The organism is Paraburkholderia sp. HP33-1, from assembly GCF_021390595.1.
Classification (GTDB): domain Bacteria; phylum Pseudomonadota; class Gammaproteobacteria; order Burkholderiales; family Burkholderiaceae; genus Paraburkholderia.
This window is the reverse complement of record NZ_JAJEJR010000001.1, coordinates 1,503,749-1,523,746: the sequence shown is the minus strand read 5'-3', so window position 1 is coordinate 1,523,746 and position 19,998 is coordinate 1,503,749. Positions and strand designations below refer to the sequence as shown.

Here is a 19,998-nt window from a genome sequence, read left to right as displayed (position 1 = left end):
ACGTCTCACGACGACTTCGGAAAACCAATTTGAAATTACATCAGGATTCCAGCGGCGCGCTGAATACCGTGACCGGCTACGGCGCCGACTACGTCGAAATCAATCTGGTGCGTCACGCGGGCAGCATTCTCGTGCTGCCGGACGCGCCGGTCATTCCCTGGCCCGTCTCGTCGTTCGAGCAGTTGAGCGCCGAGCATTTCGCGATGCTGGTCGACGCCGCGCCCGAAGTGGTCGTGTTCGGCAGCGGCGAGCGGCTGCGCTTTCCGCATCCGCGCCTGACCGCCGCGCTCACGGCGAAACGCATCGGCGTCGAAACGATGGACTTCAAGGCTGCCTGCCGTACCTACAACATTCTGATGGCCGAGGGCCGCAAGGTCGCGGCCGCATTGCTGATCGAAGCCTGAGCGCGTCGGGCGCTCCGTCGTTCCGGACCCAGCGCCGCGCCCGTGCGCACGCTGTCGATAACAAAAGGTTGAAATTCATGAACGATACGCCGTCGAGGCTACCGCTCAACCGCACCGCGATCCTGTTGCTGGTGCTGGTTCTCGCCGTGATCTGGTTCGTCCCGCTCGGCTGGCGCCATCTGCTGCCGAGCGACGAAGGCCGCTACGCTGAAATGGCGCGCGAGATGTTCCTGACCGGCGACTGGATCACGCCGCGCTACAACGCTTACAAGTATTTCGAGAAGCCGCCGCTGCAAACCTGGGCGAACGCGCTGACGTTCGCATGGTTCGGCATCGGCGAATGGCAGGCACGCCTTTACACCGCGCTGACGGGCTTCGCCGGCGTGCTGCTGATCGGCTTCACCGGCGCGCGCGTGTTCAATGCGGCGACCGGCGTGTTCGCGGCGCTCGTGCTCGCCTGCTCGCCGTACTGGAACCTGATGGGCCACTTCAACACGCTCGACATGGGCCTGTCGTTCTGGATGGCGCTCACGCTGTGCGCGCTGCTGCTCGCGCAGCGCCCCAACCTGCGGCCTTCGTGCGTGCGCGGCTGGATGTGGGTGTGCTGGGCGTCGATGGCGCTGGCCGTGCTGTCCAAGGGCCTCGTCGGGCTGATCCTGCCGGGCGCGGTGCTCGTGCTCTACACGGTGATCGCGCGCGACTGGGCGCTCTGGAAGCGCCTGCATCTGGTGAGCGGTCTGATCGTCTTTTTCGCAATCGTGACGCCGTGGTTCGTGCTCGTGCAGCAACGCAATCCGGAATTCCTGAACTTCTTCTTCATCGTCCAGCAGTTCGAGCGCTATCTGACGCCCGAGCAGAATCGCCCCGGCCCGTTCTACTACTTCGTGCCGGTGTTGCTCGTGGGCTTCCTGCCGTGGCTGTCGGTGACCGTGCAGAGCGTGCGCCACGCGTGGCGCCAGCCGCGCCAGCCGAACGGCTTCGCGCCGGTCACGCTGATGCTCACGTGGATCGTCTTCATCTTCCTGTTCTTCAGCGCCTCGCACTCGAAACTGCTGTCCTATACGCTGCCGATCGCGCCGCCGATCGCGATGCTGATCGGCATGTATCTGCCGCTCGTCACGCGCGAGCAGTGGCGTCGCCATCTGACGGGATACACGCTGTTTCTCGTGGTCGCAGCGATCGCGGCGCTATTCCTGCCGCGTTTTGGCACCGAGCGCAATCCGGCCGAGTTGTACGCCGCGTTCCGTGTGTGGGTGCTCGCCGCGCTGGCCGTCGCGTTCGTGCTCACGCTGTTCGCGCTGTGGCTGAACCGCCGCGGCCAGGGCGGCACGAGCGCCAGCGCCCGGATCGGCCTCGGCAGCCTCGCCGCGTTCGGCGCGGGGTGGGTGCTGCTCGGCACGATCGCCGGCACCGGCCACGACGTCTTCGGCCGCCTGAGCTCCGGCGCGCCGCTCGCGCCCGCGATCAAGGCCGAGCTCGCGAAACTGCCGCCCGACACGCCGTTCTACTCGGTCGGCGTGCTCGACCATACGCTGCCGTTCTACGTCGGCCACACGATGATCATGGTCGCGCACCCGGACGAGCTCGCGTTCGGCGTCTCCGTCGAGCCGCAAAAATGGGTGCCGACACTCGACGCCTGGATCGAGCGCTGGAGGGCCGATCGCTATGCCCTCGCGTTGATTCCGCCGCCGACTTACGACCGTCTGGTGAAGCAAGGCGTGCCGATGCAGGTGATCGCGCGCGACCCGCGTCGCGTGGTGGTCATGAAGCCGCTCACCGACGCGGCTCCGGCCGGCGCCTCTACGCCCGCGACAAAACCATAACCATTTCGAGAACCGGACCGTTCGATGAACCCGATTTCCCTCTTCTGCATCCTCGCCGGCGTCACGCTGAACGCCGGCGCGCAACTGTTGCTCAAAGCCGGTACGAATGCCGTTGGACACTTCGAATTCACCCGTGCGAACATCCTGCCCATCGGCTTCAAGCTGGCAACCCAGCCGCCAATCATCGGCGGGCTCGCCTGCTACGTGATCAGCGTGGCAGTTTGGATCATCGGGCTGTCGCGCGTGGATGTGTCGATCGCCTATCCGATGCTGTCGCTTGGCTACGTCGTCAATGCGGTCGCCGCGTGGTACCTGTTCGGCGAAGTGATGTCGGTGCAGAAGCTGGTCGGCATCGGCATCATCCTCGTCGGCGTGGTCGTGCTCGCGCGCAGCTAGGCCTTGCCCCGCGCAGGAACCCGGGCGGCGCAAGAGCCGCCTAAGCCTGACGTAAGGTTAGCCGCGGTAAGCTGTCCGGTTGGCTTTTTTCAGCCGCGGCCTTGGGTTTGCGCGTAGTTTGTGGTTTACTTCGCGCCCGTCGGGCCGCACCCCTTTCAATCGAGCGATGCATTCATGAGCCAGTCAAAAGTCCCGTTTTTGCCGTTTGTCAAACCCGAGATCGATGAAGAAACGATCCAGGGCGTCGCCGACGTGCTGCGCTCCGGCTGGATCACCACCGGCCCGCAGAACCAGAAGTTCGAGGCCGCGCTCTCCGAGTTCTGTGGCGGCCGTCCGGTGCGCACCTTCAATTCCGGCACCGCGACGCTCGAAATCGGCCTGCGCCTCGCCGGCGTCGGTCCCGGCGACGAAGTCATCACGACGCCGGCCACCTGGGTGTCGACCAGCAACGTGATCCTCGAAACCGGCGCGATGCCGGTATTCGCCGACATCGACCCGGTCACGCGCAACATCGATCTCGACCTGCTCGAAAAAGCGATCACGCCGCGCACCAAGGCGCTCTTGCCGGTGTACCTGTCCGGCCTCCCGGTCGACATGGACCGCCTGTACGCGATCGCCCGCGCGCACAATCTGCGCGTGATCGAAGACGCCGCGCAGGCGTTCGGCTCCAGCTGGAACGGCGAGCGCATCGGCAAACTCGGCGACATCGTGTCGTTCAGCTTCCACGCGAACAAGAACCTGACGTCGATCGAAGGCGGCGCGCTCGTGCTGAACAACGAGGAAGAAGCGGTGCTCGCCCAGAAGTACCGCCTGCAGGGCATCACGCGCACCGGCTTCGACGGCATGGACTGCGACGTGCTCGGCGGCAAATACAACCTGACCGACGTCGCCGCGCGCGTCGGCCTCGGCCAGCTGCCGCATCTCGCGCGCTTCATCGCGCAGCGCAAAAAGCTCGTGCGCGCGTACTTCGCGCAGCTCGAAGGCGGCGCGGCCGTGAAGCTCGGCGTCGGCCTGCCGTTCGCCGACTTCGAAAACAGCAACTGGCACATGTTCCAGATCACGCTGCCGCTCGAAAAACTGTCGATCGATCGCGCCGGCTTCATGGGTGAATTGAAAGAACGCGGCATCGGTTCGGGCGTGCACTACCCCGCGCTGCACCTCTTTTCCCTGTACCGCGCCCGCGGCTTCAAGGAAGGCATGTTCCCGCACGCGGAGCGCTTCGGCGCCTCCAACGTCACGCTGCCGCTCTTCACGCTGATGAACGAAAGCGATGTCGAGCGCGTGTGCCGTGCGGTCAACGAAATTTGCGAACACTACGGAAAGTAAGCGGACATGACTTATTCGGAACATCGCGCCGTCGCACCGGAAGTGTCGATCATCATTCCGGTGTACAACGAGGAAGCCGGACTGGCCGCGCTGTTCGCGCGCCTCTATCCGGCGCTCGACGCGCTCGGCACCGGTTATGAAGTGATCTTCATCAACGACGGCAGCCGCGACAAATCCGCCGCGCTGCTCGCCGAGCAGTTCCGCGTGCGCCCCGACACGACGCGCGTGATCCTGCTGAACGGCAATTACGGCCAGCACATGGCGATCCTGGCAGGCTTCGAGCAGTCGCGCGGCGACATCGTGATCACGCTCGACGCCGACCTGCAGAATCCGCCCGAGGAAATCGGCAAGCTCGTCGCGAAAATGCGCGAGGGCTTCGACTACGTCGGCACGATCCGCCGGCAGCGCCAGGACAGCCTGTGGCGCCGCAAGGCGTCGCGCGCGATGAATCAGCTGCGCGAGCGCATCACCCGCATCAAGATGACCGACCAGGGCTGCATGCTGCGCGCGTACAGCCGCCACATCATCGATACGATCAACCGCTGCGGCGAGATCAACACGTTCATTCCGGCGCTCGCCTACACGTTCGCGCAGAACCCGGTGGAAATCGAGGTCGCGCACGAAGAACGCTTCGCCGGCGAATCGAAGTACTCGCTGTACTCGCTGATCCGTCTGAATTTCGACCTCGTCACCGGCTTCTCGGTGGTGCCGCTGCAATGGTTGTCGTTCATCGGCGTGATCCTGTCGCTGGGGTCCGCGGCGCTGTTCGTCCTGCTGCTGATTCGCCGCTTCATCATCGGCGCGGAAGTGCAAGGTGTGTTCACGCTGTTTGCCATCACGTTCTTCCTGCTCGGCGTGATCATCTTCGCGCTCGGCCTGCTCGGTGAATACATCGGCCGGATCTATCAGCAGGTGCGTGCGCGGCCGCGTTACCTCGTGCAGACCATTCTCGAAGAACGCGAAGGCGCGGCCATCGCCGAAGCGCCGCGTCAGACCGTCGTGCAGGGCGTGCAGCCGGTGCCGGTCGCCGATCAGGGGCGCACTCCATGAAGCCGCGCGCCGTCGTATTCGCGTATCACAACGTCGGGGTGCGGTGCCTGCAGGTGCTGCTCGCGCGCGGTGTCGACGTGGCGCTCGTCGTCACGCACGAAGACAACCCGAGCGAGAACATCTGGTTCGGCAGTGTGGCATCGGTGGCGGCCGAGCACGGTATCGCCGTGCTCACGCCGGCCGATCCGAAGAGTCCGGAACTGCGCGCCGCGGTGAGCGCCGCGCGGCCGGACTTCATCTTCTCGTTCTACTACCGCCACATGTTGCCGCTCGACCTGCTCGCGATTGCCGCACGGGGCGCTTACAACATGCACGGTTCGCTGCTGCCGAAATACCGCGGCCGCGTGCCGACCAACTGGGCGGTGCTCAACGGCGAGAGCGAAACCGGCGCGACGCTGCACGAAATGGCCGCGAAGCCCGACGCGGGTGCGATCATTGCGCAAACTCCGGTGCCGATCCTGCCCGACGACACCGCCGCGCAGGTGTTCGACAAGGTCACCGTTGCCGCCGAGCAGACGCTCTGGCGCGTGCTGCCGGCGCTGCTCGCAGGCGAAGCGCCGCATCTGCCGAACGATCTCGCGCACGGCAGCTACTACGGCGGGCGCAAACCGGAAGACGGCCGCATCGACTGGAATCAGCCCGCGCAGCAGGTCTACAACCTGATCCGCGCGGTCGCGCCGCCGTATCCGGGCGCGTTCACGGAGGTTGGCGGCCAGCGTTTCATCGTCGCGCGCGCGCGTCTCGCGGCGCCCGGCGCGCTCCGCTCGGATTTGCCCCCGGGCCTGCACGTAAGCGATAATGCCGTTTTCGCGATCTGCGGCGACGGCCGCACCATCAATATCCACGAATTGCGGCACCAGCACGACGGCGGCGAGACCGCCGTCAGTCCGGCGGAATTCGCCCAGCTCATCCAAACTCATTCATGAAAAAAGTCCTGATTCTGGGTGTGAATGGCTTCATCGGCCATCACCTGTCCAAACGCATTCTCGAAACGACCGACTGGGAAGTGTTCGGGATGGACATGCAGACCGAACGTCTCGGCGACCTCGTCAATCATGAGCGGATGCACTTCTTCGAAGGCGACATCACGATCAACAAGGAATGGGTCGAATATCACATCAAGAAGTGCGATGTGATTCTGCCGCTCGTCGCGATCGCCACGCCCGCCACCTACGTGAAGCAGCCGCTGCGTGTGTTCGAACTCGACTTCGAGGCGAACCTGCCGATCGTGCGTTCGGCCGTCAAGTACGGCAAGCACCTCGTGTTTCCGTCGACCTCCGAGGTTTACGGCATGTGCACGGACGAGCAGTTCGATCCGGAAGAATCGCAGCTGTCATACGGACCGATCAACAAGCCGCGCTGGATCTACGCTTGCTCGAAGCAACTGATGGACCGTGTGATCTGGGGCTACGGCATGGAAGGCCTGAACTTCACGCTGTTCCGTCCGTTCAACTGGATCGGCCCGGGCCTCGACTCGATCTACACGCCGAAGGAAGGTAGCTCGCGTGTGGTCACGCAGTTCCTCGGCCACATCGTGCGCGGCGAGAACATCAGCCTCGTCGACGGCGGTGCCCAGAAGCGCGCGTTCACGGACATCGACGACGGCATCAGCGCGCTGATGAAGATCATCGAGAACAAGGACGGTGTCGCCACCGGCAAGATCTACAACATCGGCAACCCGACCAACAACTTCTCGGTGCGTGAACTCGCGCACAAGATGCTGGCACTCGCGGCCGAATTCCCCGAATACGCGGACTCGGCGAAGAAGGTGCAACTGGTCGAAACGTCGTCGGGCGCGTACTACGGCAACGGCTATCAGGACGTGCAGAACCGCGTGCCGAAGATCGACAACACGAAGCAGGAACTCAGCTGGGCCCCCACGTCGACTTTCGACGAAGCGCTGCGCAAGATTTTCGAAGCGTATCGCGGCCACGTCGCGGAAGCCCGCGCACTCGTCGAACAGCAATAAGGGCGGGGCCTTGGCTCGCATCGTCCTGAAGATCGACGTCGACACGCTGCGCGGCACTCGCGAAGGCGTGCCGAATCTCGCGCGTATTTTCGACCGCTTCAAGGCGCGCGCCACCTTCCTCTTCAGCCTCGGGCCCGACCACACCGGTTGGGCGATGCGCCGTGTGTTGCGGCCGGGCTTTCTGAAGAAGGTGTCGCGCACGTCGGTGGTCGAGCATTACGGCGTCAGGCAGCTGATGTACGGCGTGCTGCTGCCCGGTCCGGACATCGGCGCGAAGGCCGCGGCCGAGATGCGCGCGATCCACGAAGCCGGCTTCGAGTGCGGCATCCATACGTGGGATCACGTGTACTGGCAGGACAATGTGCGCGCCAAAGATCGCGCGTGGACCGTCGCACAGATGCAGCAGAGCCACGCGCGCTTCATCGACATATTCGGCGCGCCGCCTGTCACGCACGGCGCGGCGGGCTGGCAGATGAACGGCCACGCGTTCGAGCAGATCGACGCGTGGGGCATGCGCTACGCGTCCGACGGCCGCGGCCACTCGCCGTATCTGCCGGTGGTCGACGGCAAGACGCTCACGCACGTGCAGATGCCGACCACGCTGCCCACGCTCGACGAGGTGCTTGGTGTCGACGGTGTCGACACGCACAACGTTGCCGCCTGGATGCTGAAGCAGACCGAAAAAAATCCGCACGACCAGGTGTTCACGCTGCACGCGGAACTCGAAGGACAGAAGCTCGCGCCGGTGTTCGAACAACTGCTCGAAGGCTGGCGCGCGCAGGGCCACACGTTCGCGACGATGGGCGATTACTACGCCACGCTAGACCGCGACACGCTGCCATCGTACCCTGTTACGTGGGGTGAAATTCCGGGGCGCTCCGGCGAGCTGATCGTCCAGCCCTGAAGGGCCGCGGCGCGGAAGTCGTCAGAAAGCACGCGGCTTGCTGCCGGATCGGACGAACGGGCGACAGCGCGGCAACCAGCCAGAAGCCGCGCGCCGTCTGTGTCCCGAACGACAGCAACCTCGACGACAGACCGGCCGACGTCGCAACACCTGGCGACGCCGGCCCCAACAACCGGAGAACCTCGTGTCCATCGCAGTCGACCAACCCATCCCCGACTTCACCGCCGCCGCGACGGGCGGCGAGATCACGCTGTCAAAGCTGCGGGGCAAGAAGGTGGTGCTGTATTTTTATCCGAAGGACAATACGCCGGGCTGCACGACCGAAGGGCTGCAGTTCCGCGATCTGTATCCAAAGTTCAAGAAGGCCGGCGCGCAGGTAATCGGCGTGTCCCGCGACAGCCTGCGCTCGCATGACAACTTCAAGGCCAAGCTCGAACTGCCCTTCCCGCTGATTTCGGATCCGGAAGAAACGCTCTGCGCGCTGTTCACCGTCATCAAAATGAAGAAAATGTATGGCAAAGAGGTACGGGGAATCGAGCGCTCCACGTTCCTCATCGACGCTGATGGCGTGCTGCGCCAGGAGTGGCGAGGCGTGAAAGTGCCGGGCCACGTCGACGATATTCTGGAGGCTGTACAAGCGCTTTGAGGCGCGTTATATTGGGCCGCAATGAGTGACAGTCCACCCCACATTCTTCTCCGCTGCGCCAGTTCTGACGGCCACTTGACCGGATCCACCGGTGCCGTTCGGAGCGTGAGGCGCAATGAGAACATCATCGTCGAGCCGCTTGCCCCGAATGTCGGGGCGGCGGCTTTTTTAATTGCGCGCGACCGTCCGTTGATTGGGCCGCGCGCTTCCGTCAAGGAGCCTATCGAAAACCAGGCGAACCGGCATCTCTAGACCGAATGCGCGCCTCCTCGCGCAAACTGGATGCTCCATGAGGGCATCGGCAGAATGCGACGGGCGGCGCACGATATGTGACCCGATCATTTCGAGGGAAACCATGCCTTTGCCTACTCCCCCCAGCAAACTCGGCAATCTTTTGTCGGCTGACGAATACAAGGCCAAAGCCGTCACGCCCGCGCGCTCGAGCGCGAAAAAACAGGCGCGTGAAGGGGAATCCGCAGAGTCGGCCGATTACGGCCGCGCCAATGTCGCCACACCGATGGCGCACGCCGCCAACGCCGCCACCACGTTGCGGCCCGTGCCCGCCGTCGAGTCGCCTGCCGTCGCGCAACCCGCGCCGGCGCGTGGCCGCAGGACCAAACAGACGCCAGCGCTGTTGCAGCCGGTGCCGGCCACGCGCGCACAGCTCGACGCCGCTGAGGCCGACGCGCAGCCGGTGGTCGCGCGCGCGCCTGCCGCGAAGCAGCCGGCGGCCGAAACAGCCGCCGCACCTGCCGCGGCGGCTCCGGCCTCCACGCGCAAGAAACGTGGCACGAGCGCGACGCCAGCCGAGGTGCAGAAGCTGTTCGTGCTCGACACGAACGTGCTGATGCACGACCCGAGCTGCCTGTTCCGCTTCGAGGAGCACGACGTCTATCTGCCGATGATGACGTTGGAAGAGCTCGACAACCACAAGAAGGGGATGTCGGAAGTCGCGCGTAACGCGCGTCAGGTGAGCCGCACGCTCGACACGCTCGTCGCGAATGCGGGAGACATGGCCGACGGCATTCCCCTCGCGCGTCTGGGCAGCCGCGAAGCGTCCGGGCGACTGTACTTCCAGACCCGGCTGACCGCGATCGAGCCTGTTGAAGGTCTGCCCGAAGGCAAGGCCGACAACCAGATCCTCGGCGTCGTGCGCGCGTTGCAGCGCGATCGCGCGGATCGCCAGGTCGTGCTGGTGTCGAAAGACATCAACATGCGCATCAAGGCGCATGCGCTCGGCCTGCCCGCCGAAGACTACTTCAACGACCAGGTGCTCGAGGACAGCGACCTGCTGTACACGGGCATCCGCGCGCTGCCGCAGGATTTCTGGACCAGGCACGCGAAGGGCATGGAAAGCTGGCAGGACACGAAAACCGGCACCACGTACTACCGCGTGACGGGTCCGCTGTGCGCGTCGATGCTGGTCAACGAGTTCGTTTATCTGGAGCCGCAGAACGGCGAGCCCGCATTTCATGCGCTGGTGCGCGAGCTGAACGGCAAGACGGCGCTGCTGCAAACGCTGCGCGACTACGGCCACCACAAGAACAACGTGTGGGGCATCACGGCACGCAACCGCGAGCAGAACTTCGCGCTGAACCTGCTGATGAACCCGGAAATCGACTTCGTCACGCTGCTCGGCCAGGCCGGCACCGGCAAGACGCTGGTCGCGCTCGCGGCGGGCCTCGCGCAGGTGCTCGACGACAAACGCTACAACGAGATCATCGTGACGCGCGCGACGGTGCCGGTCGGCGAAGACATCGGCTTCCTGCCTGGCACTGAAGAGGAAAAGATGCAGCCGTGGATGGGTGCGTTCGACGACAACCTCGAAGTCCTGCAGAAAACCGACGACGCCGCGGGCGAATGGGGCCGCGCCGCGACCCAGGAGTTGATCCGCTCACGCCTGAAGATCAAGAGCATGAACTTCATGCGCGGCCGCACGTTCGTCGACAAGTATCTGATCATCGACGAGGCGCAAAACCTGACGCCGAAACAGATGAAGACGCTCGTCACGCGTGCGGGTCCGGGCACCAAGATCATCTGCCTCGGCAACATCGCGCAGATCGACACGCCTTACCTGACCGAGGGCAGCTCGGGCCTGACCTACGTGGTCGACCGCTTCAAGGGCTGGGCGCACAGCGGACACGTGACGCTCGCGCGCGGCGAGCGTTCGCGCCTTGCTGACTACGCGTCGGAGATTCTCTAAGCGTTCGCCGGGATTTTTCCGGCTTTTCATCGCAAGCCGCGTCCGGTTCGTTCCGGACGCGGCTTTTTTATTGCCCCGGCGTTCCACGCGGGCAACACTTAGCAAGCAAACTTCAAGTAAGTTATCAACAATTCTTGCGGCAGCCTTGTTGGACGGCTACTATCGCGACATCGTCAGTGAGTAAATGGGCATTTACCGCCCGTGCCGTCTTCATGCGCCGACTCGCCTTTTCGCTGCTGCCCGTCCTGCTGCTCGCCGCCTGTGCCGGCGCGCCGCAAAAGACGTCGCGCGGCTCCGGCGGCAGCGTCGGCGCGAACGGCGCCTATCACACGCCCCCGCCCGGCTTCCCCCACTTCGTCGATCACAGCATCGGCCGCGAGGAAATCTCGATTCAGGCGATGAGCCTCGTCGGTGTGCCATACCGCTGGGGCGGCAATACGCCCGATAGCGGCTTCGATTGCAGCGGGCTCGTGCGCTATGTGGTGCTGCGCGCCGCGTCGGTGAACCTGCCGCGCACGACCGCCGAGATGAGCGGGCGCGGCGAATCGATCGAACCGGACCAAATCGCGCCCGGCGATCTGATCTTTTTCAATACGACCGGGCGCGCGCACTCGCACGTCGGCATCTACGTGGGTAAGCTGCGCTTCGTCAACGCGCCGTCGACGGGCGGCACGGTGCGGCTCGACTATCTGACCAACCCCTACTGGGCGAAGCGCTTTGACGGCATCCGGCGGATGGCGGGACCGGACGCGACGCCAGCACCGTTCGATACGCCGAGCTATCAGGCGGCGGCCCCGCAGACGGAGCGCGGTGCGGCGGCATCGGCTTACGCGGGAGCGCCGTCAACAGCAACGGCCCAGCCGGTCTCGGGCGCGACCTCGGCGGCCGGTGCAAGCGGCGGCGCGGCCGTCGCGCAAGCCGATCAATTCGAGCCGCCGCCAGGCCTCGACACCGCGCAGTGGCAGGCGCGCTCGGCGGGCGCCGTGGCACCCACAGTGGCCCCGGTGGCTCAGCAGAGCACGTATGAAAACGGCGCTTCTTCCCCCATCCAGTCGACGCAGCCGGCGTCGATCGCCCGCGCCCTCCCGCAAACTGCACCCGACGCAATCGACGCCGCCGCCGATGCGTTCGAACCACCGCCGCCCGCGTCCATCGCGGAACGCCAGGCCCGCCAGGCGCAGCAGATCGAAGGCGGCGGCGGCGGCGTGCAGCTCATGCGCGCGTCGACGGCTTCCCACGGCATGCCCGCGCCCACACAAAGCGGCGACGACCCGATCGCCCGTTTCGCGAACGGCAACTACTGACGCCGTGATCTGCTATCGTCATCGATATTCTTTCGACGGCGGGTGACGACAATGGAACTCGGGCTCAAAAACAAAGTGGTGTTGATCACCGGCGGCAGCAAAGGCATCGGTTTTGCCTGCGCGCGCGCCTTCGCGCAGGAAGGCGCGAAGGTCGCGATCGTGTCGCGCGATCCCGCCAATCTGGCGCGTGCCTTCGAACAGCTGAAAGAGGAAGGATTCCACGTGCACCGCACGCGCGCCGACCTGCACGAGCCGCACAGCGCCGCCGATATCGTCGAAGAAGTCAGCACCGCGGTGGGCCCGATCGACGTGCTGATCAACAGCGCCGGCGCCGCGCGCCGCTACGACCCGGAAACGCTCGATGCCGATGCATTCCGCGCGACGATGGAAGCGAAGTATTTCCCTTACATCTATCCGCAGCAGGAAGTGCTGCGCCGGATGGCCGAGCGCGCGAAGGCCAACGGCGGTGCGGAGCCGGGAACGATCGTCAATATCGTCGGGATGGGCGGCAAGGTTGCGAGCGACATTCATATCGCGGGCGGCGCGGCCAACGCGGCGCTGATGCTCGCAACAGTCGGCCTCGCGCACTACTACGCGCGCTACGGTATCCGCATCAATGCGATCAACCCGGGCCCGACGCTGACCGAGCGCGTCGAGGAAGCGGTCCGGCTGGAGGCGGCGCAGCAAGGCATCGGCAACGAGGAAGCCCTCGCGCGCGGCCAGGCCAGGATGCCGCTCGGCCGCTATGCGAAGCCGGAGGAAATCGCCGACGTGGCGCTGTTCCTCGCGAGTCGCCGAGCGAGCTATGTGACGGGCGCGATCATCCCGATGGACGGTGCAAACGCGCCGCTGATCTGAACGCGTCGAGCAACGCGACGGCCGTCAGGACGACGGAATCGCGCTGCTTGAGTTGAACTGCGTAGGGAACCGATGCGATGCAACGGGCGGCGTGAAGCCGAAGCCCGCGCGTGCTGTTAAGCCAACCCCAGCAGCGCAGGCCTGCATCGCACGGTGGTTACAGGAAGTGGTGCCCCAGCCACCAGGCCCCGCCGGACAGGATCGCGGAAGCCGGAATCGTCAGAATCCACGCCCAAACGATGTTGCCGGCGACGCCCCAACGCACTGCGCTGAGCTTCTGCGTCGCGCCGACCCCAACGATCGCGCCGGTAATCGTATGCGTGGTGGAGACGGGAATGCCGAGCGCCGATGCGGTAAATAGCGTGATCGCTCCGCCCGCCTCCGCGCAGAAGCCGCCGACCGGCTTGAGCTTCGTGATTTTCTGCCCCATCGTGCGGACGATACGCCAGCCGCCGAACAGCGTGCCGAGACCCATCGACAGATAGCAGCCGCCGATCACCCACAGCGGCGGCGCGTCCGCTTTCAGCGTCGCGAAGCCTGTTGCGATCAGCAGCATCCAGATGATGCCGATCGTCTTCTGCGCGTCGTTGCCGCCATGACCGAGGCTATACAGGCCAGCGGAGATCAGCTGCAGGCGGCGAAACCGCCGGTCGACCTTGCTAGGCGGCGTGCGGAAGTACATCCACGACACCAGCAGCATGAAAAACGAGCCGAGCACGAAACCGAGCAGCGGCGAAATGAAGATGAACGCAATCGTCTTCATCAGGCCGTCCCAGTTCAGCGCCCCCCAGCCCGACTTCGCGAGCGCCGCGCCCACGAGCCCGCCAATCAGCGCGTGCGACGAGCTGGACGGAATGCCGTACACCCAGGTGATGACGTTCCAAACGATCGCGCCGACCAGCGCGCCGAAGATCACGTAGTGGTCGACGATGTCCGGGTCGATCGTGCCCTTGCCAACGGTCGAGGCCACCTTCAGGTGAAACACGAAATACGCGATGACGTTGAACGCCGCCGCGAACGCCACCGCCTGCTGCGGCTTCAGCACCCCGGTCGACACGACCGTGGCGATCGAATTCGCCGCGTCGTGAAAGCCGTTCATGAAGTCGAACACCAGCGCAATGGCGACCAGGCCGGCGACGACCCAGATAGCGAGTTGTATCGATTGCATTATGCGTTTTCCAGCACGATGCCTTCGATGATGTTCGCCACATCCTCACATTTGTCCGTGATCGTTTCGAGCAGCTCGTAGATCGCCTTCAGCTTGATCAGGACCTTGACGTCGTCTTCCTCCCGGAACAGCTTCGACATCGCTGCGCGCAGCACGCGGTCGGCTTCCGATTCGAGCCGGTCGATATCCTCGCAGGCCTTCAGGATCTGGCTCGCCTGCTTCAAGTCCGACAGCAGGCTGACCGCGAACTGCACGCGCTCGCAGGTCGCCGTGCAGATATGCGCGAGCTGGCTCGCCTCAGACGTGACCGCTTGCACGTCGTACAGCGAGATCGCAGTGGCGACGTCCTCCATCAGGTCGAGGATGTCGTCCATCGTCGTGATCAGCTTGTGGATCTCGTCGCGGTCGAGCGGCGTGATGAAGGTCTTGTGCAGCAGGTCGATGGCTTCGTGCGTGAGCTTGTCGGCCGCTTTCTCGGCCTTTTGCACGTTCTGCTTGTGGGTTTCGGCGTCCTGCAGATTGTCGATCAGGAGCTCGAGTTCGCGGCTTGCCGAGATGATGCACGTTGCGTGCGCATTGAATATTTCAAAGAACTTGCCCTCGGTGGGCATGAATCGACCGAACATTGGGATCCTGAAAATGGGTCACGTAAAGGCTGACATAAAACCGCCATATTGTACCGTTGTGTAACCAATGTCGCACTTGTGACAGCGCCGTTACAACAGCACGCGACGTTTTGCGTCACTCGCCGCCGTAGAAATTCTGCGCGCCCGCAAAGTTGTCGAACTTCGTGTATTGGCCGTGGAACGTGAGTCGAACGGGGCCGATTGGACCATTCCGCTGTTTGCCGATGATGATCTCCGCGGTGCCCTTGTCGGGGCTGTCCGGGTTGTACACTTCGTCGCGGTAGATGAACAGGATCACGTCGGCATCCTGTTCGATAGCGCCCGATTCGCGCAGGTCCGACATGATCGGCCGTTTGTTCGGCCGCTGCTCGAGACCGCGGTTCAGCTGCGACAACGCGATGACCGGCACGTCGAGTTCCTTCGCGAGGCTCTTCAGCGAACGCGAGATTTCCGAAATTTCGGTCGCACGGTTTTCGCCCGACGACGAGCCGCTCATCAGCTGCAGGTAGTCGATGATGATGAGCCCGAGCTTGCCGCACTGGCGCGACAGCCGGCGCGCGCGCGAGCGTAGTTCCATCGGGTTCAGACCGCCGGTTTCGTCGATGAAGATCTGCGCCTCGCTCATCTTCTGGACCGCGTGCGTGAGCTTCGGCCAATCCTCGTCGGTCAGGCGTCCAGTTCGCATGCGATGCTGATCGAGCCGGCCGACTGAGCCGAGCATACGCATCGTTAGCTGCGTACCCGGCATTTCCATCGAGAACACCGCGACTGGCAGTCCGTACTCGACCGCGACGTATTCGCCGACGTTCATCGAAAACGCCGTCTTACCCATCGACGGACGGCCCGCAACGATGATCAGCTCGCCGCCGTGCATGCCCGAGGTCATGCGATCCAGATCGACGAAGCCGGTCGGCGTGCCGGTCACGTCGCTCGGGTTGGCGGTGTGATAGAGCGTGTCGATGCGCTCGACCACTTGGGTGAGCAGCGGCCCGATCTCGAGAAAGCCCTGAGTGCCACGCGCGCCGTCTTCAGCGATCGAGAACACCTTCGATTCGGCTTCGTCCAGCAACTGCCGGACTTCCTTGCCTTGCGGGTTGAAGGCGTCGGCGGAGATTTCATCGGCGACCGACACGAGCCGGCGCAGCACCGCTCGGTCGCGCACGATTTCCGCATAGCGGCGGATATTGGCCGCGCTCGGCGTGTTCTGCGCGAGCGCGTTCAGGTAAGCAAGGCCGCCGACCTCTTCCGCCTTGCCCGAGGTGCCGAGTGCTTCGTAGACCGTCACCACGTCGGCCGGACGCGTAGCCGCGATCAGCTTGCCGATGTGCTCGAAGATGATGCGGTGGTCGTAGCGGTAGAAGTCGCTCTGCGCGAGGAAGTCGGCGATGCGGTCCCACGCCGCGTTGTCGAGCAGTAGGCCGCCCAGCACCGATTGCTCGGCTTCGATCGAATGCGGCGGGACTTTCAGCGACTCGAGTTGGGGATCTTTGGACGGTGCGTTCATGGGGAGGAATTATCGGGCAATCCGGCGGCGGCTGCGAGCGGAAAAAACGCAAATAAGCAGATACACGAGAGATAGTCGGGCATAAAAAAAGCAGGGGCCGGTTACCCGGCCCCTGCTCTTCACCAGCAATACGCTGGCTGATCCTGCCTGATGCTTAGACGTGCTCGCCGATCACGACCACCGTCACATCGACGAGAACGTCGGTGTGCAGCGAAACCTGAACCGGGTGCTCGCCAACCATCTTCAGCGGGCCTTCCGGCAGACGCACTTGCGCCTTTTCCACTGCGAAGCCTTGCTTGCCGAGTGCTTCGGCGATGTCAGCGTTCGTCACCGAGCCGAACAGACGGCCGTCGACGCCAGCCTTCTGATTGATCTGAACCGACTGGCCTGCCAGCTTTTCGCCTTGAGCCTGAGCGGCTGCCAGCTTTTCAGCAGCGACCTTTTCCAGTTCCGCGCGGCGCACTTCGAATTCAGCCAGGGCTTCCTTCGTTGCACGGCGAGCTTTCTTGTTCGGGATCAGGAAGTTACGTGCGTAACCGTCCTTGACCTTCACGATGTCGCCGAGGTTACCCAGATTGACGACTTTTTCCAGAAGAATGATTTGCATTCGGATACTCCTTATCGCGTCGTCGGGTTAGGCCTTGTGCTGGTCGGTGTACGGCATCAGCGCGAGGAAACGTGCGCGCTTGATAGCCGTGTCCAGCTGGCGTTGATAATGCGCCTTGGTACCCGTGAGACGTGCCGGCGTGATCTTGCCGTTCTCGCCGATGAAGTCCTTCAGCGTTTCGATGTCTTTGTAGTCGATGTACTCGACGCCAGCAGCCGTGAAACGGCAGAACTTCTTGCGCTTGAAGAGCGGGTTCTGTTGCTGACGACGCTTGTCGAATTTCTTACCAGTCGGGCGGGGCATGATTAGTCCTTTCCAATGTCCTGCAATGCTGTGATGTGAAATACCAGAGTTCGCGCGTTACGGTGCTTTTTCGCCAGAAAACCTGTGAAGAGCGTTTCGACGCCCATCTGACAGCTTTCCAGCTTACCGCTCGCTTCGCCCGCGGCGACCGCCTGCATGGTCAGTTCGACCTGACGGGCAATGCCCGCCTCGACGACTTCCGTGCGGTGGTGCAACGTGCAGCTTGCAATCGGAACGCCGGCGGGGGTGTACCGCACCGGTTCGCGTTCGACGACGCTCGCCGTAAGTTGCAGCCGGTTCATGTACCTGTGTATGCCTTCGTGTACGTGAGCGGAGCGACGCTGCGTGTCTGGCAGCTTAAATAGTGTGTCTTAAGCCTGCGCTTCGGTCGGCTGAGCGGCTGCCGACTTCTTGGCTTCTTCGCGCTGCACTTCCTTCATCATCGGCGACGGGCCGGTTTCGGCCTTCTTCAGCTTGACGATGAGGTGACGCAGAACGGCGTCGTTGAACTTGAACGCGTGTTCCAGCTCGTCGAGCGTGGTCTGGTCGCATTCGATGTTCATGCAGACGTAGTGAGCCTTGGCGAGTTTCTCGATCATGTAGGCCAGTTGGCGACGGCCCCAGTCTTCGACGCGGTGGATCTGACCACCGTGCGACGTGATCGTGCCCTTGTAACGCTCGATCATGGCGGGCACCTGCTCGCTTTGATCGGGATGCACGATAAAGACGATTTCGTAATGACGCATTACACACTCCTTGTGCTGACTTTTGGATAGAAGCCGCCCGGGCGTCGGAACCGGTGCGGCAAGTGAGAAGCCAAAGAGTTTAACCCGAATGGGGACGGGTTGCAAGGTATTCCGCCGATACGGCGCCGGAATCGGATGTGTTTTCAAGAGCTTAGGGACGGTGAGTCGCGGAAGTCGGGCCGCTTTTGTCACTCAACCCGCTTCCGTGCTCTGGCTGCCGCTTCGCAAACGCGCTCTGAGCGCCGCTTCGAGGCCGCTCAACGCATCGGGCGCGGCGTCCGAGATCGCCCACCAGGTCATACCCGCCGCGTCCCAGTGCGCGATCGAATAGCCGTCGCGACCGAGCGATGCCGGCGCGGCGCCGCCCGTCGCGGACTGCGGGAACACGTACACGTCGATCACGTGCTTGCCGTAGCGGTACACGAGCACCGCGACCCGCTGATGCGCGATGTAGTCGAGCCGGCCGCCTTGCAGCGCGAAGCCGCTCGCCGCGAGATCCTCGACCGGCGGCGAATAGTCGAGCCGGCCGTTGAACCACGGCTTGACCGTGTGACGGTCGGTCGAAATCACGTCAATGTCACGGCCAGATACCTGCGCGCGCACATGGCTTTCGATGAGTTCGTCGGTAAATGGCGTGAATTCGGCAGGGCGGTGCAGCGTCAGCGTGAGGACCGCCGCGGCCGCGCCCAACGCGATCACGAGCGCCGCGAGACCACCGCGCGCGGTCGCGCGATTCGCACCGCCCGCGGCGAGCGGCCCGCCGAATGCGGTTTGCAGTCCGCGTGAATCGCCCGAGTCACCTGAACCGCTGAAGCCTCTGAGCCACCTGTCGAGCCACGCGGGCCGCCGCAGCCCGCGACGCTGACGCTGAGGTTCGTACGTCGCCACGTCCGTCATCCCGGCGCTGGCGCTGTCGGCAGCCCCCTCCTCTGCATCTTCAGGCGCCGCCGTCGTGACCGACACCGACGTTCCTTCTTCGACCGCGCCAGGCAAGCCCGTCACGATCCGCGCCCGCAACGACTGCGGCGCGCGATGATACGGTGCCGCGCGCAGCGCGCCGCTCAGCGCGCGCAGGTTGTCGCTCGCGCGCCGGCAGCCGTCGCAGCTCTCGATATGCTGCTGGACCCGGCGCGCATCGGGCGCCGGCAGTTCGTGATCGGCGTTCGCATCGAGGAGCGGCCGAGCTTCGTTACAGTTCATCCGGCGTCTCCTGAGCGGGGTTGGCGGCAGCGCCGGGAATGTTGAGGGGCCGGCCGTCGGCAAACGCCCGGAGCTGTGTGACTGTCGCGGTGGCGGGCACACCCACCGATGATGCCGCCGGGCAGTCGCCGGAACTTCGGGCCGGCCGGGCGGAGGGCGCGCAAGCCATAGGCGGCGCGGATGCCGCTGACTGCGCAAGTCGGCCGGACTGCGCGGCCTGATCCGGCGGCGCATCCGTCGGTCCGCGCCGGCCACCCTGCCCGCCTTCGCGCCCCGCGCCAGCCGGGCCTCCTCCGCCTTGCTGCTGCGCCATCAGCACCTCCGCCAGCTTGCGTCGTCCGCGCGCGAGCCGCGACATCACCGTACCGATCGGCACATCGGCCACCACCGCGATCTCCCGATATCCCATCTCCTCCAGCTCACGCAAAATCAGCACCTCCCGATACTCGACCGGCAAACGCGCCAACGCGTCGTGCACCAGCCGTACATCCTCATCGCGGATCAGCAGGGTCTGTGGATCGTCCCCGCCGGCGCTCCAGCCGTCGAGGGTCGCGTCGTCCATCGTTTCGTCGAATTCGAGCATGTCGTGCGACGGCGCGCGCCGCCGCCATTCCGTGTACCAGGTGCGGCGTACGATCGCGAGCAGCCACGGCCGCGCGGAGTCGCCGCGAAACGTATCGAAGAAGCGGAACGCCCGCATGAACGCTTCCTGCACGACGTCCTCGGCATCGTTCGGGTTGCCGCACAGCCAGCGCGCGAGGTTATACGCGGCGTCGAGATGCGGCAGCGCCAGCTGCTGGAAGCGGCGGTTTTTCGCTGCATCGGCATCGGCGTCGGCGTTGGGCTCGCCCCGCGCGCGGGCGGCGTCTGAATCGGTCTGGACCACGTGGGTCCCTCCAAGGGCATGGCGGCTGCATCGTGCGGGTCGCTGTCGCGCGCCCCGCGTCGTGTCGTTCCTGAC

General features: G+C 64.4%; 21 protein-coding genes. 12 read left to right on the top strand and 9 right to left on the bottom strand.

Annotated features, from left to right (window positions below; genetic code table 11):
• Positions 1 to 29 precede the first annotated feature (29 nt).
• The 12 genes from L0U81_RS06920 (at position 30) to L0U81_RS06865 (ending at position 12,883) form a co-directional block, all read left to right on the top strand.
• Positions 30 to 404: an Mth938-like domain-containing protein gene (locus tag L0U81_RS06920; RefSeq protein WP_090804589.1), complete on the top strand. Its 375-nt coding sequence runs from the start codon at positions 30 to 32 to the stop codon at positions 402 to 404.
• A gap of 77 nt (positions 405 to 481) precedes the next feature.
• Positions 482 to 2,227, top strand: a complete 1,746-nt coding sequence (locus tag L0U81_RS06915; protein ID WP_233801119.1) for an ArnT family glycosyltransferase — start codon at positions 482 to 484, stop codon at positions 2,225 to 2,227.
• A 24-nt stretch (positions 2,228 to 2,251) separates the two neighbouring features.
• Complete coding sequence (locus L0U81_RS06910; protein ID WP_233801117.1) at positions 2,252 to 2,623, top strand: SMR family transporter; 372 nt, start codon at positions 2,252 to 2,254, stop codon at positions 2,621 to 2,623.
• A 174-nt stretch (positions 2,624 to 2,797) separates the two neighbouring features.
• Positions 2,798 to 3,949 (top strand): DegT/DnrJ/EryC1/StrS family aminotransferase, encoded by a 1,152-nt coding sequence (locus L0U81_RS06905; protein ID WP_233801115.1) that lies wholly within the window; start codon positions 2,798 to 2,800, stop codon positions 3,947 to 3,949.
• Positions 3,950 to 3,955: 6 nt separating this feature from the next.
• Positions 3,956 to 4,999, top strand: coding sequence for a glycosyltransferase (locus L0U81_RS06900; protein WP_233801114.1), 1,044 nt, complete (start codon positions 3,956 to 3,958; stop codon positions 4,997 to 4,999).
• Positions 4,996 to 5,925, top strand: a complete 930-nt coding sequence (locus tag L0U81_RS06895) for a formyltransferase (protein ID WP_233801112.1) — start codon at positions 4,996 to 4,998, stop codon at positions 5,923 to 5,925. Before L0U81_RS06900 ends, L0U81_RS06895 begins: the two co-directional genes overlap by 4 nt.
• Positions 5,922 to 6,968 carry a bifunctional UDP-4-keto-pentose/UDP-xylose synthase gene (locus L0U81_RS06890; RefSeq protein WP_233801110.1) on the top strand — a complete coding sequence of 349 codons (1,047 nt, stop codon included), beginning with the start codon at positions 5,922 to 5,924 and terminating at the stop codon, positions 6,966 to 6,968. Before L0U81_RS06895 ends, L0U81_RS06890 begins: the two co-directional genes overlap by 4 nt.
• Before the next feature lie 10 nt (positions 6,969 to 6,978).
• On the top strand, positions 6,979 to 7,872 hold the full coding sequence (locus L0U81_RS06885; RefSeq protein WP_233801108.1) for a polysaccharide deacetylase family protein: 894 nt from the start codon (positions 6,979 to 6,981) through the stop codon (positions 7,870 to 7,872).
• A gap of 184 nt (positions 7,873 to 8,056) precedes the next feature.
• A complete protein-coding gene (locus L0U81_RS06880; RefSeq protein ID WP_233801106.1) occupies positions 8,057 to 8,518 on the top strand; it encodes a peroxiredoxin in 462 nt (153 codons plus the stop codon).
• Between the two features lie 355 nt (positions 8,519 to 8,873).
• On the top strand, positions 8,874 to 10,721 hold the full coding sequence (locus L0U81_RS06875) for a PhoH family protein (RefSeq protein WP_233801104.1): 1,848 nt from the start codon (positions 8,874 to 8,876) through the stop codon (positions 10,719 to 10,721).
• A gap of 212 nt (positions 10,722 to 10,933) precedes the next feature.
• Positions 10,934 to 12,025, top strand: coding sequence for an NlpC/P60 family protein (locus L0U81_RS06870; protein WP_233801102.1), 1,092 nt, complete (start codon positions 10,934 to 10,936; stop codon positions 12,023 to 12,025).
• 51 nt (positions 12,026 to 12,076) lie between these two features.
• Positions 12,077 to 12,883 carry an SDR family NAD(P)-dependent oxidoreductase gene (locus L0U81_RS06865; protein ID WP_233801100.1) on the top strand — a complete coding sequence of 269 codons (807 nt, stop codon included), beginning with the start codon at positions 12,077 to 12,079 and terminating at the stop codon, positions 12,881 to 12,883.
• Positions 12,884 to 13,040: 157 nt separating this feature from the next.
• On the opposite strand, the gene L0U81_RS06860 is transcribed toward L0U81_RS06865, so the two are convergent.
• From L0U81_RS06860 to L0U81_RS06820, 9 genes are all read right to left on the bottom strand, one after another.
• Entirely contained in the window at positions 13,041 to 14,051 is a 1,011-nt protein-coding gene (locus tag L0U81_RS06860) for an inorganic phosphate transporter (protein ID WP_233801098.1), read from the bottom strand.
• The gene (locus tag L0U81_RS06855) at positions 14,051 to 14,677 is read right to left on the bottom strand and encodes a DUF47 domain-containing protein (protein ID WP_233801096.1); all 627 of its coding nucleotides are present in this window, start codon (positions 14,675 to 14,677) and stop codon (positions 14,051 to 14,053) included. Before L0U81_RS06855 ends, L0U81_RS06860 begins: the two co-directional genes overlap by 1 nt.
• Before the next feature lie 115 nt (positions 14,678 to 14,792).
• On the bottom strand, positions 14,793 to 16,181 hold the full coding sequence (locus L0U81_RS06850; protein ID WP_090804563.1) for a replicative DNA helicase: 1,389 nt from the start codon (positions 16,179 to 16,181) through the stop codon (positions 14,793 to 14,795).
• 154 nt (positions 16,182 to 16,335) lie between these two features.
• Positions 16,336 to 16,788 (bottom strand): 50S ribosomal protein L9, encoded by a 453-nt coding sequence (gene rplI, locus L0U81_RS06845; RefSeq protein ID WP_233801094.1) that lies wholly within the window; start codon positions 16,786 to 16,788, stop codon positions 16,336 to 16,338.
• A 27-nt stretch (positions 16,789 to 16,815) separates the two neighbouring features.
• A complete protein-coding gene (gene rpsR, locus L0U81_RS06840) occupies positions 16,816 to 17,091 on the bottom strand; it encodes a 30S ribosomal protein S18 (RefSeq protein WP_008922421.1) in 276 nt (91 codons plus the stop codon).
• 2 nt (positions 17,092 to 17,093) lie between these two features.
• The gene (gene priB / locus L0U81_RS06835; protein WP_233801092.1) at positions 17,094 to 17,393 is read right to left on the bottom strand and encodes a primosomal replication protein N; all 300 of its coding nucleotides are present in this window, start codon (positions 17,391 to 17,393) and stop codon (positions 17,094 to 17,096) included.
• Positions 17,394 to 17,462: 69 nt separating this feature from the next.
• On the bottom strand, positions 17,463 to 17,837 hold the full coding sequence (rpsF, locus tag L0U81_RS06830; RefSeq protein WP_008922419.1) for a 30S ribosomal protein S6: 375 nt from the start codon (positions 17,835 to 17,837) through the stop codon (positions 17,463 to 17,465).
• A gap of 192 nt (positions 17,838 to 18,029) precedes the next feature.
• On the bottom strand, positions 18,030 to 19,037 hold the full coding sequence (locus tag L0U81_RS06825; RefSeq protein ID WP_233801090.1) for an anti-sigma factor family protein: 1,008 nt from the start codon (positions 19,035 to 19,037) through the stop codon (positions 18,030 to 18,032).
• The gene (locus L0U81_RS06820; RefSeq protein WP_233801088.1) at positions 19,027 to 19,923 is read right to left on the bottom strand and encodes an RNA polymerase sigma factor; all 897 of its coding nucleotides are present in this window, start codon (positions 19,921 to 19,923) and stop codon (positions 19,027 to 19,029) included. Before L0U81_RS06820 ends, L0U81_RS06825 begins: the two co-directional genes overlap by 11 nt.
• Positions 19,924 to 19,998: the final 75 nt, after the last annotated feature.